This window comes from Oceanobacillus sp. FSL W7-1281, from assembly GCF_037969835.1.
GTDB lineage: Bacteria > Bacillota > Bacilli > Bacillales > Amphibacillaceae > Oceanobacillus > Oceanobacillus oncorhynchi.
Window position 1 is genome coordinate 2,711,905 of sequence record NZ_CP150214.1, and the last position, 16,578, is coordinate 2,728,482.

At 39.7% G+C, this 16,578-nt stretch carries 17 protein-coding genes; 7 read left to right on the forward strand and 10 right to left on the reverse strand.

Annotated elements, in window-relative coordinates; genetic code table 11:
* Positions 1-104: 104 nt before the first annotated feature.
* The 4 genes from hemY to MKX55_RS13450 all read right to left on the reverse strand — a co-directional run bounded on the left by hemY (position 105) and on the right by MKX55_RS13450 (position 6,106).
* Entirely contained in the window at positions 105-1,511 is a 1,407-nt protein-coding gene (gene hemY, locus MKX55_RS13435; RefSeq protein WP_339233206.1) for a protoporphyrinogen oxidase, read from the reverse strand.
* On the reverse strand, positions 1,511-2,446 hold the full coding sequence (gene hemH, locus MKX55_RS13440) for a ferrochelatase (RefSeq protein ID WP_339233207.1): 936 nt from the start codon (positions 2,444-2,446) through the stop codon (positions 1,511-1,513). The genes hemY and hemH overlap by 1 nt, the downstream gene beginning before the upstream one ends.
* 120 nt (positions 2,447-2,566) lie before the next feature.
* Entirely contained in the window at positions 2,567-3,604 is a 1,038-nt protein-coding gene (gene hemE, locus MKX55_RS13445) for a uroporphyrinogen decarboxylase (RefSeq protein WP_042534614.1), read from the reverse strand.
* A 300-nt stretch (positions 3,605-3,904) separates the two neighbouring features.
* Positions 3,905-6,106, reverse strand: a complete 2,202-nt coding sequence (locus MKX55_RS13450) for a PBP1A family penicillin-binding protein (protein ID WP_339233209.1) — start codon at positions 6,104-6,106, stop codon at positions 3,905-3,907.
* A gap of 186 nt (positions 6,107-6,292) precedes the next feature.
* Between MKX55_RS13450 and MKX55_RS13455 the strand changes: the two genes are divergently transcribed.
* Positions 6,293-6,790, forward strand: coding sequence for an antibiotic biosynthesis monooxygenase (locus MKX55_RS13455; RefSeq protein WP_339233211.1), 498 nt, complete (start codon positions 6,293-6,295; stop codon positions 6,788-6,790).
* Positions 6,791-6,926: 136 nt separating this feature from the next.
* Here the strand turns inward: MKX55_RS13455 and MKX55_RS13460 are convergent, their stop codons facing one another.
* The 4 genes from MKX55_RS13460 to MKX55_RS13475 form a co-directional block, all read right to left on the reverse strand.
* Positions 6,927-7,568, reverse strand: coding sequence for a response regulator transcription factor (locus MKX55_RS13460; protein ID WP_339233213.1), 642 nt, complete (start codon positions 7,566-7,568; stop codon positions 6,927-6,929).
* Positions 7,565-8,644 carry a sensor histidine kinase gene (locus MKX55_RS13465; RefSeq protein ID WP_339233214.1) on the reverse strand — a complete coding sequence of 360 codons (1,080 nt, stop codon included), beginning with the start codon at positions 8,642-8,644 and terminating at the stop codon, positions 7,565-7,567. Before MKX55_RS13465 ends, MKX55_RS13460 begins: the two co-directional genes overlap by 4 nt.
* Before the next feature lie 18 nt (positions 8,645-8,662).
* Positions 8,663-9,379 (reverse strand): cell wall-active antibiotics response protein LiaF, encoded by a 717-nt coding sequence (gene liaF / locus MKX55_RS13470; RefSeq protein WP_175297068.1) that lies wholly within the window; start codon positions 9,377-9,379, stop codon positions 8,663-8,665.
* 120 nt (positions 9,380-9,499) lie between these two features.
* Positions 9,500-10,150 (reverse strand): phosphatase PAP2 family protein, encoded by a 651-nt coding sequence (locus MKX55_RS13475; protein WP_339233215.1) that lies wholly within the window; start codon positions 10,148-10,150, stop codon positions 9,500-9,502.
* Positions 10,151-10,258: 108 nt separating this feature from the next.
* Between MKX55_RS13475 and MKX55_RS13480 the strand changes: the two genes are divergently transcribed.
* Positions 10,259-10,693: a ferritin-like domain-containing protein gene (locus MKX55_RS13480; protein ID WP_042534623.1), complete on the forward strand. Its 435-nt coding sequence runs from the start codon at positions 10,259-10,261 to the stop codon at positions 10,691-10,693.
* Positions 10,694-11,056: 363 nt separating this feature from the next.
* On the forward strand, positions 11,057-12,232 hold the full coding sequence (locus MKX55_RS13485; RefSeq protein ID WP_339233217.1) for a M20 family metallopeptidase: 1,176 nt from the start codon (positions 11,057-11,059) through the stop codon (positions 12,230-12,232).
* 41 nt (positions 12,233-12,273) lie between these two features.
* Here the strand turns inward: MKX55_RS13485 and MKX55_RS13490 are convergent, their stop codons facing one another.
* Positions 12,274-13,494 carry an ABC transporter permease gene (locus tag MKX55_RS13490; RefSeq protein WP_339233218.1) on the reverse strand — a complete coding sequence of 407 codons (1,221 nt, stop codon included), beginning with the start codon at positions 13,492-13,494 and terminating at the stop codon, positions 12,274-12,276.
* Positions 13,487-14,230 carry an ABC transporter ATP-binding protein gene (locus MKX55_RS13495; RefSeq protein WP_042534631.1) on the reverse strand — a complete coding sequence of 248 codons (744 nt, stop codon included), beginning with the start codon at positions 14,228-14,230 and terminating at the stop codon, positions 13,487-13,489. Before MKX55_RS13495 ends, MKX55_RS13490 begins: the two co-directional genes overlap by 8 nt.
* A 59-nt stretch (positions 14,231-14,289) precedes the next feature.
* Between MKX55_RS13495 and MKX55_RS13500 the strand changes: the two genes are divergently transcribed.
* The 4 genes from MKX55_RS13500 (at position 14,290) to MKX55_RS13515 (ending at position 16,568) form a co-directional block, all read left to right on the forward strand.
* Positions 14,290-14,859, forward strand: coding sequence for an HIT family protein (locus tag MKX55_RS13500; RefSeq protein ID WP_339233220.1), 570 nt, complete (start codon positions 14,290-14,292; stop codon positions 14,857-14,859).
* Between the two features lie 123 nt (positions 14,860-14,982).
* On the forward strand, positions 14,983-15,504 hold the full coding sequence (locus MKX55_RS13505) for a tryptophan transporter (RefSeq protein ID WP_339233221.1): 522 nt from the start codon (positions 14,983-14,985) through the stop codon (positions 15,502-15,504).
* Between the two features lie 283 nt (positions 15,505-15,787).
* Positions 15,788-16,159 (forward strand): YtxH domain-containing protein, encoded by a 372-nt coding sequence (locus MKX55_RS13510; RefSeq protein WP_042536304.1) that lies wholly within the window; start codon positions 15,788-15,790, stop codon positions 16,157-16,159.
* Between the two features lie 223 nt (positions 16,160-16,382).
* Positions 16,383-16,568: a hypothetical protein gene (locus tag MKX55_RS13515; RefSeq protein ID WP_042534637.1), complete on the forward strand. Its 186-nt coding sequence runs from the start codon at positions 16,383-16,385 to the stop codon at positions 16,566-16,568.
* Positions 16,569-16,578: the final 10 nt, after the last annotated feature.

The following is a 16,578-nucleotide window of genomic DNA, read 5'->3' on the forward strand; positions in this document are numbered from 1 at the left end:
GAACAAGTTATTTTTCTTCATTCTATCATTTATTTACTTCTGTCCGTAAGAAAAACAGCCACAGAACCAAACATTCCATAGCTGTTTTAAGTCATATATTCAACTTATTTATTTTGAGTCAATGCTTCTATTGCCAATTCTGCACCCTTTTGTCCGTGCTCAATACAATCCGGAAGTCCCGTACCGTCATAAGAGCTGCCAATCAGCTCCAGGTTTGGAAGCTGACTGGCCACATAATCCCGGATTCTGCTGACAAGCTCTAAATGCCCTGTGTGGTACTGTGGTCTTGCCTCAATAAATCTAGTAATCTCATAAAATAAAGGCTTTCCCTTTACTTTCATTACTTTATTTAAATCCTTCAACACAATATCCACCAGCGTCTCATCGGATTCTTTTACAATCTCCTGATCATCAGGTTTACCGACATAACAGCGCAGTAAAGCTTTCCCTGCAGGTGCAGTTCCTTCCCATTTACGATGGGTCCACGTGCATGCAGTGAAGCGGTAATTACTATTTCTAGTAACCAAAAATCCGGTTCCGTCTAAATCACGCTTAATTTGTTTTTCATCAAAAGCGAGTACGACATTTGCTGTGGATGTCGCCGGAATAGCATATAATTCCTGCAGCGCTGGATGCTTACTCAGCATTCTGGGAACCTGAGTATGCGGAACAGCTGCTAAAACAAAATCTGCTGCTAACACCTCTCCGGAATCTAATAGAAGATGATAACCTGCTTCTTTCCTCTCTATATGATTCACTTTATTTTCACGGAGGATTTTCACCGTATCCAGCTTTGCTTCAAGTGCATCAACAAGCGTCTGTAAACCATTTGTAAAAGAGAAAAACTGTCCTTGGGCAGGCTTGCTGTTTTTAACCGGTTTCGACGTGGTCTTTCGGAGTCCTTTCATGACACTGCCGTATTCCTGCTCCATCTTTCCAAAAACAGGGTAAATTGCCTCCAGGCTCATTTGATCAATATCACCAGAATGAATTCCGGAAAGCAACGGATCAATTTGATTATCTACTACTTGATCTCCAAAACGGCGACGCATAAAATGTCCTAATGACTCATCCCCGGTCCGTTTTTTTCTTGGTATAATCAGATCCATTAATCCACGGATTTTACCTGTCAAAGTAAAGGAATTTGAACGCAGGAGCGGTCCAACTTCTTTTGGCACACCCATAAATGCACCCTTTGGCATTTTATGGAGCCGATTTTTAATCAGCATAAAGGACTGCCCGGTAGAATTACGTCTTGTTTGATCAAGTATACCCAATTCCTCTGCCAAATTCATTGCAGATGGTTTACGTGCTAAAAGGGAGTCTGGACCTTTTTCAATCGTAAACCCGTCTTTTTTTATCGTATGAATGCGTCCGCCCAGTCGGTTAGAGCCCTCCACTAATGTAATATCAATTGGAAGCTTTGCTGATTTCACCTGTTTTTGCAGGTGATAGGCGGCAGATAATCCTGTCATTCCGCCGCCCAGAACAACTACTTTTTTTCTATCCATCAGGAAGCAGCCTTTACTTTTTTTAATACGACATTTGCCAACGTTTCAATAAACTCTGGACGGGCATTTGGCATTTCCGGACGGTAGTAGCTTGCTCCTATCTCATCACAGACCACTTTACATTCATAATCATTATCGTATAGCACCTCAAGATGATCTGCTACAAATCCGACAGGTGTATATACAAATGCTTTGTACCCTTCTTTGTTATACAATTCACGAGTTAAATCCTGTACATCCGGTCCAAGCCAAGGATCTGGTGTGTTGCCTTCACTTTGCCAGCCTACTTCATAATTTTTCACATTAGCAGCTTCTGCTATTAATTGTGCTGTTTCCTCTAACTGCTGTTTGTATGGATCGCCATTTTGAAGAATTTTCTCCGGCAGGCTATGGGCAGATACGATTAATACCGCATTCTCTTTTTCTTCGGCAGGCATTTCTGCAAAGGTATTTTGCACACCTTTTGCCCAGAAGTCAATAAACCCCGGTTCCGTATACCAATCTTGTACAGATTCAATGTTTATACCATGTTTTTCAGCAGTACTATTCGCCCGTTCGTTATATGATTTCACGCTGAATGTAGAATAATGTGGCGCTAAAACAATGGAAACTGCTTCTTCAATACCGTCTTTTGCCATTTCCTCTACGGCATCCTCAATAAATGGAGCAATATGCTTTAAACCGATATATGCTTTAAATTCAAATTCATCCTGTACTTCATTCAGCTTGTTTTCTAAAGCATTTGTTTGTTCCTTTGTTATTTTTGCTAAAGGGGAAATGCCGCCAATTGCTTCATAACGATCCTTTAAATCCTGTAAGGCTTCTGGATCAGGTTTTCTGCCGTGACGAATATGTGTGTAGTAAGGTTCAATATCTTCTTCTTTATATGGCGTACCGTATGCCATTACTAATAATCCTAATTTCTTTTTTTCCATTTCCAATACACCTCGTTACATTTTGTTATTCCGTAGTTAGAAACTATACCATTTTATACATCTGTTTGACAGATAGGATTTAACTGTTTGACCCGGGCTTCATTAGCCCGGGTTTGTTCCTCAATTTTGGTTGGAATAGCTGTGAATAAAATCTGTCAGCCGTTTTAAGGTTTCCGGCTTAATATCAGGAGTAACACCATGACCAAGGTTAAAGACATAGCCTTCTGTGTTCATTCCTTGATCAAGAATCGCTTTCGTTCTTTTTTCAATTGTCTCCCAATTACTAAGTAAAATTGCAGGGTCCAGATTTCCTTGTAGTGCTTTCGTTACACCTAAGCTTCTCGCTTCTTCCACGGAAGTGCGCCAATCCAGGCCAATGACATCGACAGGCAGGTCATTCCACTCGAGCAGAAGATGTCTTGCTCCTACACCAAAGGTAATCAGCGGTACATCATATTTTTTTAACGCTGAAAAAATATCCATCATGACTGGTTTCATAAAATAACGGTAATCTTCCACGTTTAATGCGCCGACCCAAGAATCAAAGATTTGAATCGCACTTGCACCAGCTTTAATTTGCGCTTCTGCATAACGAATAATCATTTTTGACAATTTATCCATTAATGCAAACCAAGTCTGTGGTTCACGATACATTAACGCTTTTGTTTTCGTATAGTTTTTTGAAGGTCCGCCTTCAATCATATAGCTCGCTAATGTAAACGGCGCTCCGGAAAAGCCGATCAATGGTACATCAAGCTGTTCCTCTGTCAGCAGGCGTATGGTATCCAGCACATAAGGAACATCACTTTCCGGATTGATCTCACCAAGCTTTTCTATATCCTGCATACTCCGGATTGGCTGGTCAATCACTGGTCCAATTCCGCTTTTGATTTCTACATCTACCCCGATAGCCGGCAGAGGCGTCATAATATCCTTATAAAGAATCGCCGCATCCACTCCGTAATTTTCTACCGGAAGTCTTGTAACATAAGCACAAAGCTCCGGCTGATGAGTAATTTCAAACAGGGAATATTTTTCTTTTAATGCCCGGTATTCTGGTTGGGACCTTCCAGCCTGGCGCATAAACCAAGCTGGCGTGTAGTCTGTTTTCTTTCCGCGATATGCGTCTAAAATAGTTGTATTTTTTACTTTTGCCATGCAACGTTCATCCTTTATATTCTTTTTCCATCTCTAACTATATCTATTTATCGCATTTCTGTATAGGGTTACGATTTGTTTGTCATCAAATTGTCTCATTTTATAATCATTCTAAAAAGATATTACTTATAAAACGAAACTTCACTCAGTAGGAGTTTTGTTCTTCTCCCACTGGGTTAGCCTAAGTGATTCAGGGAGTTAGCGTCCGTTATCTCCCGCATAAATAAATTTATCTTTACGCTTTATTTTGAGGCGAGATTTTACGGACGGTTCTCCGTGATAAAACGAACCGGCAAGATATTAGAAAAAGGATACGGATGTGGAATGTGAACCTTCCATATTGGTAATGGGATCAACCGGAACGACATAATACGTTTCGTTGCGGAACCAAACATCATCAACGATAAATTCTGTTTCTCCTTCCACTTCTCCGACCAGCTCATCTGTACCTTCTTCTTCTTTATAAATACGGTAGACGACTCGATCATCTGTGGAGCCTTCCCAGCTAAGCTTTCCTTTCAATAAAGCAAATCCGCCAAAGGTATAGCTTGCATCTACATGCTCGATGACTGGTAAATCAATCGGCTCCGGCAAAGCTTCTACACCTTCTGGCATCTCAAAGGACGCTGTTAATCCAGAACCCGTCTGGTTATCGATATCGGTCAATATTTTTTTGGTCAAGGACGTCGGGTAAGAACTTCCTCCTGTCAAATAATGCTCTGCATCAGACCGATCATAGCCCATCCACATAGCCGTAACATAATCGGGTGTATAGCCTACAAACCAGGCATCCTTTGACGCTCCGTCAACAGCTGGATGCTGTGTTGTTCCTGTTTTCCCAGCAAGCTCCTTACCATAGTAGCCGGAGCTTGCTGTCCCTGTCCGGACGGTTTCTTTAAGCATTTCTGTCATATCCCAGGCAACCTGCGGGGTAAATACTTCTTCGCTGCTTGATTCCGACTGATAAAGAACTTCCCCGTTACGGTCTTTTATCTCCGCTATTGCTGTCGCTTTCGACATTTCTCCATTATTTGCAAAGGTCTGGAAGCTTTGAGCCATTTGCAGAGGCGTGACCCCTTTATTTAAACCTCCCAGTGCAATCGACAATCCTTTATCCTCGATTGGCATCCCCATTTTCTCCAGATAGGATTTCGAATTGTCTATTCCAATTTCGTTAAGCAGCCAGACTGCAGAGGTATTTGTTGATTCAACAATCGCTTGATAAATCGTTATGTTATTCTTATATTCTCCACTAACATTGGTTGCTTCATACCCGTCTATATCCATATATTGATCAGGGATAATTGTATAAGGATTATACTCGTCTTCCTGCATCAACGCAGGTCCATACACAGCAACTGGTTTAAAGGTTGACCCCGGCTGCCGCTGTACATTTGTCCGGTTTAAATCACCAAAGCTATAATCCCGTCCGCCGATAGCCGAGACAATATGTCCGTTATTCTTATCCAGCATAACAAAGGCTCCCTCTGTCCCCTCTGTATTCCCAGGGAAGAAAGCATCCTCTTGAAAGTTCTGATAAGCAACCTGCTGAAAATCTTCATTCATATAGACAGTAATATCATAGCCTCCGCTTTGCAATTCGGCAAAGCTTAAGTCATGCGCTTCCGCAGCCTCTTTTATAGCAATATCAACATAGCTGTCGACCCAGGGATTCGTTCCTCTTTCTTCTTCTTTCAGATTGATTCCTAATCCTTTTTCCTGCTCTGCAGCCATTGTTTCTTCATCTATAAAGCCGGCTGATTCCATGGTCATTAAAACAACATTTCTGCGCTCTGCTGCTTTATCAGGATGATTTAAAGGCGAATATCCATTGGGTGCCTTCATTAACCCGGCAAGCAGTGCTCCCTCAGATATCGTTAACTCATCAACATCTTTTGAAAAGAAATATTCTGAAGCCTTCTGCAGGCCATATACTCCCTCTCCAAAGTAAACCTGGTTCACATATAACTCTAATATCTCGTCCTTGCTGAGTCTGCGCTCCAGATAAAGTGACGCCATCATTTCTTTTATTTTTCTTGTCCAGGATTTATCATTTGACAAAAAAAGATTTTTAGATAATTGTTGTGTGATGGTGCTTCCGCCCTCTACTTTGCTTCTCGCTAAAATATCACGGTAAACAGCTCTGCTGATCGACTGCAGATCAATTCCCTGATGCTCATAAAACCGGCGATCTTCCACTGCAACAAATGCTTCCAGAACATGGTCTGGTATATGGTCTGTTGAAACATACTCTCTGTTCTCGTTGTATAATGTCCGGATAACTTCTCCATCCTCTGTGCGGATAGTGGTCGTCAAATCAAGCTGTAAATCTTCCTCATTGGCAATCATTTTCCCGCCTAAAATGAGCAGACCATAGCCGCTTAATAATAAAAGAAAAACAGCAGCGACGGCTATTCCCAGCCATTTGATTTTTTGTCGAAAAACATTCTTCTGCTGTTTTTTGCGTTCGTTTCTTTTTTCATTTCTTCGCTCGCTTCTCATAAGTTCACCTCAAGTAGCATATACGCATTCATTATACGTTATTCTCATCTTTTGATAAAGAATGGACATCCTTAAATTACAAGTACATTCGACAAAAGGGTATTATTTTCAATATTATTTGTATTTGTGTACAATTTAATTATAAGTAGATATTCAAAGAAGGTCGACAATTGAAGGAGGAATTTTATGAAAGCATTTATGTCCAGAGGAACGATTCATTTTTTAGAAACATTGGAGAAAAAACATAAGCATATTGACTTTTACTTTATCGCCAGTAATGATGGCGGTATCGCCTATTATGAAAACAGCTTTAAAAATATTTTTTCAGCCGGTCAAGCCTTTGATGTATTAAAATCGGTTGGCGAATTATCTAAGGAAGGGTATGTGGTTATGAATCATCTCCCTATCTCAGAAGACAGCAGCCCCGCCTTTGAATATCGTATGAAGCATAGTGACAGCGGCATTGAAAAAATGGAAGGCTTTCAAGCATGGCGTTTTTTACGTCAGGAAAAATCAAGTAAATATGTGGTTTTAACACAGTGGAAATCGTTCGCTGATTTTGAGAACTGGAAAAGCTCCGATCAATTTAAAAAAGCTCATGATTCGCAGCAGGCAAAACAGCCGAGCTACTTTATGGAGCGCCCGTTTGTTATTTCAGGGCATATGCATGAGAAGGAAGAATAAATACAGAAAACAAACATTCATTCAGAAGGTTGTTTTTGGACAATTCCACGTAATAATCGTTTTATCAAAAAAAGGTTGTTCCCCTGCGGACAACCTTTTTTTGTGAGGGGCGTATCTTCATGTAAAGTAAAGCGAATCAATCTCCTGCTGTTTTAAATAATTGATTCCTGTGCACGTAAACAGCAGCCTGGGTTCTGTCATTCACTTCCAGCTTACTTAAAATATTGCTTACATGTGTTTTCACCGTTTTAATCCCGATATAGAGTTTTTCACTGATTTCTTGATTGGTCATTCCATCTCCAATACATAGCAGCACCTCTAATTCCCGTTCGGTCAGATCTTCATGGGGTTTTTTCGCAGGGGTGCGAAAACGGTTCATCATTGTGTTAGCAACCTTTGGTTCAATCACATTTTCATCTTTGGCTGCTTTTCGTACAGCTTCTGCAATTTCCTGTGCATTAGAGGTTTTCAGCAAATAGCTGAATGCTCCTGCTTCCAAGGCAGGGATTACCTGTTCATTATCATAATAGGATGTCAAAATAATCACCTTGCATTCTGGATAAGAAGTCATGATCTGTCTGGTTGCTTCGATACCATTTCCATTTTCCATAATTAAATCCATCAGCACGACTTCGGGCTTCTCCTGGATAACAAGCTCAGCTCCTTTAAATCCGCTGTCCGCTTGCCCTGCAATTTCAATATCATCCTCCGTCTGTAAAAAAGAAATAATTCCTTTACGCACTACATCATGATCATCAATGATAACTACACGAATCATAATACATTCTCCCCTTTTTCATTCCCTTGATTGGGAATTCGAATATAAATATATGTACCCTGCCCTTCTTTGGAACGAATGGTAAATGTTCCACCTAATTCTTCGCTGCGTTCCTTCATTGTTTTCAGACCATAAGAAGCTTTATTATTCTGCTGATCATCTGATTCAAAGCCGATGCCATCATCTTCAATACGGACATAAAGCTCTTCTTGCCTCTGTTTTATTTCTACCTGAACCATATTTGCATTCGCATGCCGCAGGATGTTCGATAAGGATTCCTGAATAATTCGAAAAATGTGCTCCTCGACTACTTCTTTTAAATCTAAGCCTTCATCCATATCGATTTGGAATGTCAGATTGCTTTTTTGTTCTAAAGCATCGATTAATTTCTGAATGCCTTCTTCTAACGTTTCTCCGCCGGTAAGATAAACCGGCCGTAAATGAAGCAATAATGCACGCATTTCCGCCTGTGCCTGATGCGCAGAATGTACGACTTCCTCCATTTGCTCTTTCGCTGTAGCAGGATTTTTATCAAATAGCTTTAATGCTGTCTCTGATAGCATTGCCAGCCCAAAAAGCTCCTGGCTGACAGCATCATGAAGGTCCCGGGCAATCCGCTGCCGTTCTTCAATAACTGCTGCTTTATGTGCTGATTTCGCATAATCTGATTTCTCATCGGCCATCCGCTGTAAGGACTCCACTTGCCGTTGCAATTTATCTCCTAAATCATTCAGCTCAGCAATAATTCGATCTGTTTCATCCACATCCTCATGAACATTCGTGATTTTAGAAGTATAATTTCCGTTGGCAAATTGCTTAATTTGGATGGAGATAGCATCTAAACGAATTTTTAATAAATTACCGATTTGTGTAAATCCGGCCTGCAGGGACAAAATAAATCCAATGATAATATATAAGCCGATAAATAAAAAGATACTTTGTGCCGTTAGCCAGTCCGGCTCCAAAATAACAAATAAGGATAGAATAATAGCCAGCAGGATGCATGTTGTTAAAAATAAAACATAAAGATGAGATTTTATAAAGCTGAATCGGATACTTTTTCCCCAACGTTTCATTTTCTTCCCCCTCCCATCTTATACTCGGTCTACCCGAATAGAGCCTGCCTTTAAGCGAATGTCGATAAATAATTTTTTGGTAGCAGTTTCAAACTGATCCGTTTTATAAAACAAGGATGTATTGATTCCTGTCGATTCCTCATCCAAAATATTGATATCTCCAGCCTTAGCTGCTGCTTTGGCTTGAAATTCCACTTCTCCGGGAATCAGGATAGTGACGTCGCCCGCCAGCGAACGAATATTTATTTCTGTTTCTTCATCCGGGATATACGCATCAGTTAGGTCTAAATAAAAATTGCCTACCATGGTGCTAATATTCATCGGCTCCAAATTCCAGTTTCCCTTCTTCTCCATATCACCTATCGTGAATGTTGCATCATTCTTTTTAGGTTCAGAGAAGGCGTACCAGCGATCTTTTTTTTGTTTTTTCGAACTGCCGCTGTACACAGTCAAAAAATGAAGTCCGCGAAATAGACTGATTCCTATAAAAATCAGAATCAGCGGCCAGAGCTTAAACACATTCCAAAATGTAAAATCAACCAGCCCAAACCGATCTGCTAACAAGAGTCCCCCAAAAATGAGCAAGAACGTGCCTATCATCCACCTGCCGCCTTTTCTGATTACAGCACTTCCCAGCAGCACAGCTCCGGCAACCACAAAGAATAATGGATAAATATATGTCCAGCCAAAATTTAATTCAAAACCATCTATATTTAAACTGTTTACAATTAACATGATTCCAATCCAAATGAAGCAAATTGCTATAAAATAAGAAAAAACCCTCCTCATGTGTTTCATCAACCCCTTTCTCTATGACTCTATTTTACTTCAGAATAGGATTAAAAGAGAACCAGCTTAAGCAGGTTCTCTTCTCCGTCTTAAGTCTGAGACGTTTTTATCTATACGAATATAAATATAAAGCAGCGCAAAACCAATTGTAAATCCGGCGATAATATCTGTTATATAATGTACATTAATAAAATAGCGGCTGATTCCGATTAAACAAACGAGCATTCCTGATAGAATCTGCACCGTCAGCTTTCCTTTCTCTGAATGTATTTTTTTACATAGTAAATAAGCCAGCAGCCCGTAAAAAACCATGGAAATCATACTGTGTCCCGATGGAAAACTAAATCCTTCAGCATTTAAAGTAACAGAGACACTCGGCCTTTCTCTGGCTACAAGCTGCTTTATCCATGTATTAAGTAAATGCGCAAATAACGTTCCTCCTAAAAGCAACAGCGCCGGATACCAATGCTTATACAACAGCATAAGTCCTGCCGCTGCAGCAATGGCTATCGGGATAAGCACATGCGAAGAGCCTAACTCCGTAATCACTCTAAAAAAATCAAATAAACCTGTTCCATGCACATGAGGAACGATTCCTCTGGTCCATTGATCGGTATATGGCAAAATATCAAGTTTTATTTGTATTATCCAGACAATACTAAGTAAACAAGCAGCCATCCATACGCTGAACAAAACTGCTGCTGTTTTATTTTTCATATAATCTCTCCTTTTCTGTTCTCTTTTTTTATGCTAAACAGGTTTGACAAAAATAACAATGGGAAATATATATAAAGAAGTAAAAATCATAAAGAAGGGTGATAAAGTATGGATGCAAAATTACAAGAATTAATTGACGGATTAAATGAAGATTTATCGAATGAATACGCTGCAGCTATCCAGTATACGTACAGCGCATCCGTTGTCTCAGGTTTATACAGGTCCGCGCTGAAACCATTTTTTGAATCAGAAATAACAGACGAATTAGGACATGCACTTTATTTATCCGAAAAAATCAAATCACTTGGCGGCACTCCGACTACAGAAGCAGCTTCTGTACCGCAGCCTTCCCAAGTTGTAGATTTATTGAAGGCTTCCCTTCAATCTGAGACAGATACGATCAAGCGCTATGAAAAAAGAAAAGCACAGGCTGAGGAACTGGGGCTGACAGAGCTGGTTGTGAAATTAGAGGACTTGATCTCTGATGAAACACATCATAAAGAAGAAATAGAGAGACTATTAGAAGACCCGCGTATCCATTAAAAACAATTGATATGAACTTCTTCCTGACCATGAAGCGATTGCTTCATGGTTTTTATATTGCAGACATAAGCAAGTATTTTAATCCTCGAAATATTTGTTCTACAGCTACATGGATTAGTGATATAATGAAAGAGATTGAAATTAGAAGGCTTTTCTCTATTTTTTATAAGCTCAACTTTCGCACATTAAAAATAACTTTATTTCCATAGAAACAGGAGTTAATCTCCAAAAAGGCCGGATATTTAACCAAAAAGCAAGCATGGTAATCGAAAACATGTTCATTCTGGAATAGCAAGATATATATGCTTATTCTTAGGTGCGAAAGTTGAGTCACAAGGCTATCAATTGAAAGAGGTGATTAACATGTTATCAGCAATTCATTCACTCCTTGATAACACATATGAAGAAATGGTAGACATCCGCAGATATTTGCATCAGCATCCTGAGCTGTCATTTCAAGAAACAGAAACTGCTAAATACATCGCAAACTATTATGAAAAATTAGGTATTCCATATGAAAAAAATGTTGGCGGTAACGGTATTGTAGCAACATTAAAAGGGGCAAAGCCGGGCAAAACCGTTGCTTTCCGGGCTGACTTTGATGCACTGCCGATACAGGATGAGAAGGATGTTCCCTATAAATCCCAGATTCCGGGTGTTATGCATGCTTGCGGTCATGACGGGCATACTGCTACCCTGCTTACCTTTGCAAAAGTAATGCAGGAGTTTCAAAATGACTTGGAAGGAAGTATTGTCTTTATTCATCAGCATGCAGAAGAATATGCTCCCGGCGGGGCGAAACCGATTGTTGAAGCTGGTGCTCTGAAAGATGTAGATGCTGTATTTGGCACACACTTATGGGCAACCCTGCCGCTTGGAAGTATTTATTCTACACATCAGGCAATCATGGCAGGTACGGACCGGTTTGAAATTACGATTCAGGGAAAGGGCGGTCACGGCGCTATTCCGCAAGATACAAAGGATGCCATCGTGATTGGTGCTGAGGCAGTTTCCCAACTCCAGCAAATTGTGAGCAGACGATTAAGCCCATTATCATCTGCCGTTATCTCAATTGGTATTTTTGAAGCAGGGAATGCCTTTAACATCATTGCCGACCAGTCTAAATTGGTCGGAACCGTCAGACATTTCGATACAGCAGTGCAAGAAAAAATCATTCAAGAAATGGAGCAGATTCTAAAAGGGGTTTGCGATTCTTTCGGCGCTTCCTATACGTTTGACTATGTTAAAGGATATCCGCCGGTTATCAATCATCCAGAGCAGACAGATCTTGTCCTTCAGACAACAAAGGAAATTGACGGTGTAGACATTGCCGCGATTACAGATCCGTTAATGGTCGGAGAAGATTTCGCTTATTATTTATTAGAAAAACCAGGTGCTTTCTTCCTGACAGGTGCGAATCTGGAGGGAAATGATTATCCGCATCATCATCCGAGGTTTGATATTGATGAAAAAGCAATGCTTATAGCTGCAAAAGCTTTTGCAAATATTTATTTGACCTATCAGGAACAAGCCAAATAAAACAAGCTGACGAGGCTATTCTCTCGTCAGCTTGTTTTTTTTTATACCTTATCCAGTTTAGGTTGCACGTAGAATGTTACGTATGCCCAGACAAAAGCAAGACCGCCAATTAATACAATAATACTCCCCAGCCACTCAAGCTGAAAAATAAATAAGAAGGTAAAAGCAAATGCCTGCATATAGCCGAGCTTGCGAATAATTTTAATCACTGCATCCAGTTTTAATCCGGGCTTCAGCGGATACAGATCCAGCCACATTTGCGTACGATGATGGTGATATAGAGCCATCATCTGAAAAACACTCAAATAAATAAACAGAATAGCAAATAATAGCTTTATCCAGACATTAGGAATGACCCAGATGAAAATACCGCCGATTACCACAAGCCGGAGATACATCCCTAAATAATCTCCGCTGCGGAGAAAAGAAATCTGATACAAGTAATCATAGGCAGCTGAACGCTCGAATGGGATTCTGCTGATAAAGGTCTTTGTCAGCCATTCTCTTCTTTTTACTTTATTCTTCAAATGCGGAACATCCGCAAATAAATTCGCAATCCGGTAAAAGGATTGCAGGCGGATTTGGTCCTTTTCTATTAACAATTCCCAAATAATGCTCGGCTGTTTTGCTGCCACAATAAAATCATATACAATTACAAGAAGCAGCAATACGATCGTTATCACAGCGTATAATGCCTGTCCTTCAATCACAAAGTAGGCTGTTACAATATTAAGCAGTGTACGTGCTGTTAAATCAATGGTTCGCAAACTCTTCTCTCTTACCTTCAGCATATTCCAGTTTGCCAGCATATTCATGCCTTTAAAAACCAGAAATAACAGAAGCGTAACAAGGTATATGCTTCCTGCCCGTCCGCTGAAACTGGCGAAATAAAGCGGACTGAATGCAGCCGCTGCAAGTACAATGAGGTACGTCTGAATCGCAAAGCTGTAAATCAAGCTATTACGGAAATACGATCCCATCTGCTGCTCAGCAGCAATAAGAAACACCAAATCCGGCTCCTGCAATAATGTGCGGATTGGATTATAGCTGATCAGCAATCCTAAAACAATTCCCATGATGATTCCAGTCGGAAAATTCTCCGGTAATTGTTCCAGCCACTGCTGATAATAATAAGCAGTTGCAGCAATGAAAAAAAACATGGCAAATGCAATATGTCCGTTGAACATATATTTTAAATATCTGCTTAAATTTTTGACATGGGAAGATAAACGTTTTTTATAAAGTGCGTGCGAATCAAACATGATCATCTTCCTTTGTCAGCTGTACATATAAATCATCCAAAGTCGCCCCTGGCATCTGGAATTGCATGCGAAGCTCCTCTAATGTTCCTTCCGCACGTAATTTCCCATCATGTAAAATAAGAAAACGGTCACAGTATCTCTCCGCTGTTGCCAGAATATGCGTGGACATTAAGACGCCTGCCCCCTGCTTTTTCATCGAGTCCATCATCTGCAGATAAGACTGGATACCTAATGGATCCAGACCAACAAATGGCTCATCCACAATATAAAGCGGCGGTTCAATCAGAAAAGCACACATAATCATAACCTTCTGCCGCATTCCTTTTGAGAAATGGACCGGGAACCAATTCAATTTCTTTTCTAACCGAAACTCTTTTAAAAGCTTAGGCAGCCTCTGCTCAAACACCTCTTCTTCAATTCCGTAGGCCATGGCTGTCAGCCTGAGATGTTCATATAAAGTCAGCTCATCGTACAGGATAGGCATCTCCGGAATGTATGCCATCTGGTTACGATACCCTTCAGGATCATCCTGAAAGCTTTTCCCCTCTACCTGTACCTCCCCTTTTTTTGGTTGCATCAGACCGATAATGTGCTTAATGGTTGTACTTTTTCCAGCACCGTTTAATCCAATCAGCCCGACGATTTCTCCTTTATTTAAATCAAATGATATATCGTGCAGTACATTTTTATGGGTATAGCCTCCATACAAGTTTTCAATATGTAATAAGGAACTCACCTTGTTAACCCCCTTTGTTCACTAATCTGATTTTATCATCATTCGAAGAAGATTCCAAAATGAACCGTTCTACAAATTACGGGAAGTTTTTTAGACATCCTTTAACAAGTTTAATACAGAACTCTTTACTTTACCCGGTCCAACTCTATACAATAGATAAAAGATTACATTTTAAATTAGATAGGGAGGAACAAAAGATGGCACATGAAGATTGTATTTTTTGCAAAATTATCGATGGAGACATTCCCTCTGCCAAAGTTTACGAGGATGATAAGGTTTATGCTTTCCTCGATATCAGTCAAGTAACCAAAGGGCATACACTTGTTATTCCTAAAGAACACACTAAGAATATTTATGAAACACCGCCAGAAACAGCAAAAGAATTATTCAGTAGAATACCCGTTATTGCTAACGCTATTCGCGATGCCTATCAGCCATTAGGAATCAATCTGCTTAATAATAACGAACCGGTTGCTGAGCAGTCAGTCTTCCATCTGCACGTTCATTTAATTCCGCGCTACGGCGATGGAGATGGGTACACACCAAATTGGATAACGCATACAGAGGATTACACATCAGATGATTTACAGGCGGTTGCAAAAGCAATCAATGAGCAAATCAAACACTAGAAACAATCCATTTCGTTCTTTTTATTTTCAACAGCATTTGATATACTGACTATAACCTTTCGCGGCTGGCGATGAGCGCACAACCGGAAAGCAGAGTATAGAAAAGTAGAGGAGAGTTAAGTAATGAAGACAAAAATTTTAACCATTCTTGCCCTTTTGGTAAGTATCGGAACCGTACTGCATTTTGTAATACCCCCGCTATTATTTGGTGTAAAGCCTGATATGATGCTGGCAATGATGTTTTTAGGTATTATTTTATTCCCTAAATGGAATTATGTTATTCTGCTTGCATTTGCAACAGGTGCTATTTCCGCATTGACCACAGCGGCTCCGGGAGGGCAAATTGCCAACCTGATTGATAAACCGTTGACAGCAGTTGCTTTCTTTCTGTTATTTTTGCTGGTAAGAAAGCAGATGAATACAAAAGTAACAGCTTCTGTATTAACATTTGCCGGGACACTGATCAGCGGCAGTATCTTTTTATCTGTTGCGCTTTTCTTCTTAGGATTCTTAGAAGGCGGTTTTCTTGCTTTATTTGCAGCTGTTGTTCTTCCAGCAGCAGTAATGAATACCGTTATCATGCTGGTTGTTTATCCAATTGTAGAGGGAATTATGAAGCGAAGTAAAGTAGCTGCGGTTTCGTAAAGGAGATCAGAGAGTTAAAAATACTTTCAGCTCTTCTTTGTCTTCCGAAGCATTCGTTCCATTTTAAATTGGAGCGAATGCTTTTTCCATTCTAAAAAAGTATATTTATCATATCTTATCTATTTTGTGTTAAAATAAAGATAGTAAAAAACATTCATACTAGCAGAAATTGATTCTTTTTCCTATAATATGTATATTGCATTTATTTTGCAGGAAGATGTTTAAGTACATATCGTAAAAGGAAAAGGTATATGTGAAAGAAGAAAGGAGTGCATTTCCTATTATGTCTAAGAAAAAATCATTAACCCTGGGTTTTATCGTTGGAGCATCTGTCAGTGCTGGCATTGCACTATTAAGCACACCTGAATCAGGCAAGGATGTTCGTGTAAGAGTCAAAAATCAATCCTTAGAATTAAAAGAACTATTGATGAATTTAAAAGAAGACAGCATTCGAATCAAAGAGCAGCTGCTTCGAACTTCTAAAGAAGGTGCTGTTTTAGTCAAAGAATTGACGGAAGAAATGCGAAAATCCGTTGAAGACTGGAAAAACGCTGTAGAACCTCAGCAGGATAATATTCACCAGTCACTGGAACAAATTGAATCAAGTATCCGTGAATTAGAAGAAAAACTTAAAAACACAAATGCCAATTCATAGAAAGAAAGCTTTTGCTGGCAAAATTCCGCTGGTAAAAGCTTTTTTTTACTTTATTACAGCATGCGTGTCCGCAGCCTCTCTATCGCAATCATAAAAATATGGTTTTACAGGAAGAGAAAAAACGTGATTTACTCTATTAAGTTGCGCTTTATGACTGTTCAATGCGATTTGTTTTTGATAGAGTTAGAGAAGTAGCATTATTGTAAAGGGGCGTACATAGAACATGGCTATTTTTTATATCATTTTTGGTTTTTTTATATTACTTATTTTTAATGTGATGATTAGTGCTTTAAGTACAAAAATGGAGCTTTCCAAGCAAAAATCAGAAAGAATGGATCGGGTTACGAATATGATATTGGTAGCTATGCTAGTTTGTTCTTATCTGCGTGTTTTAAATGTGACAGTTTAATGTGATTTTT

What these genes read in the sequence shown, in the direction of transcription:
- MKX55_RS13455 (WP_339233211.1), top strand. Translation starts at nt 6,293, where the DNA reads ATGAAAGCATTTATGTCCAGAGGAACGATTCATTTTTTAGAAACATTG.
- MKX55_RS13485 (WP_339233217.1), top strand. Translation starts at nt 11,057, where the DNA reads ATGTTATCAGCAATTCATTCACTCCTTGATAACACATATGAAGAAATG.
- MKX55_RS13460 (WP_339233213.1), bottom strand. Translation starts at nt 7,568, where the DNA reads ATGATTCGTGTAGTTATCATTGATGATCATGATGTAGTGCGTAAAGGA.
- liaF (WP_175297068.1), bottom strand. Translation starts at nt 9,379, where the DNA reads ATGTTAATTGTAAACAGTTTAAATATAGATGGTTTTGAATTAAATTTT.
- MKX55_RS13465 (WP_339233214.1), bottom strand. Translation starts at nt 8,644, where the DNA reads ATGAAACGTTGGGGAAAAAGTATCCGATTCAGCTTTATAAAATCTCAT.
- MKX55_RS13510 (WP_042536304.1), top strand. Translation starts at nt 15,788, where the DNA reads ATGTCTAAGAAAAAATCATTAACCCTGGGTTTTATCGTTGGAGCATCT.
- hemY (WP_339233206.1), bottom strand. Translation starts at nt 1,511, where the DNA reads ATGGATAGAAAAAAAGTAGTTGTTCTGGGCGGCGGAATGACAGGATTA.
- MKX55_RS13450 (WP_339233209.1), bottom strand. Translation starts at nt 6,106, where the DNA reads ATGAGAAGCGAGCGAAGAAATGAAAAAAGAAACGAACGCAAAAAACAG.
- MKX55_RS13490 (WP_339233218.1), bottom strand. Translation starts at nt 13,494, where the DNA reads ATGTTTGATTCGCACGCACTTTATAAAAAACGTTTATCTTCCCATGTC.
- hemH (WP_339233207.1), bottom strand. Translation starts at nt 2,446, where the DNA reads ATGGAAAAAAAGAAATTAGGATTATTAGTAATGGCATACGGTACGCCA.
- hemE (WP_042534614.1), bottom strand. Translation starts at nt 3,604, where the DNA reads ATGGCAAAAGTAAAAAATACAACTATTTTAGACGCATATCGCGGAAAG.
- MKX55_RS13515 (WP_042534637.1), top strand. Translation starts at nt 16,383, where the DNA reads ATGGCTATTTTTTATATCATTTTTGGTTTTTTTATATTACTTATTTTT.
- MKX55_RS13475 (WP_339233215.1), bottom strand. Translation starts at nt 10,150, where the DNA reads ATGAAAAATAAAACAGCAGCAGTTTTGTTCAGCGTATGGATGGCTGCT.
- MKX55_RS13505 (WP_339233221.1), top strand. Translation starts at nt 14,983, where the DNA reads ATGAAGACAAAAATTTTAACCATTCTTGCCCTTTTGGTAAGTATCGGA.
- MKX55_RS13480 (WP_042534623.1), top strand. Translation starts at nt 10,259, where the DNA reads ATGGATGCAAAATTACAAGAATTAATTGACGGATTAAATGAAGATTTA.
- MKX55_RS13500 (WP_339233220.1), top strand. Translation starts at nt 14,290, where the DNA reads ATGAACCGTTCTACAAATTACGGGAAGTTTTTTAGACATCCTTTAACA.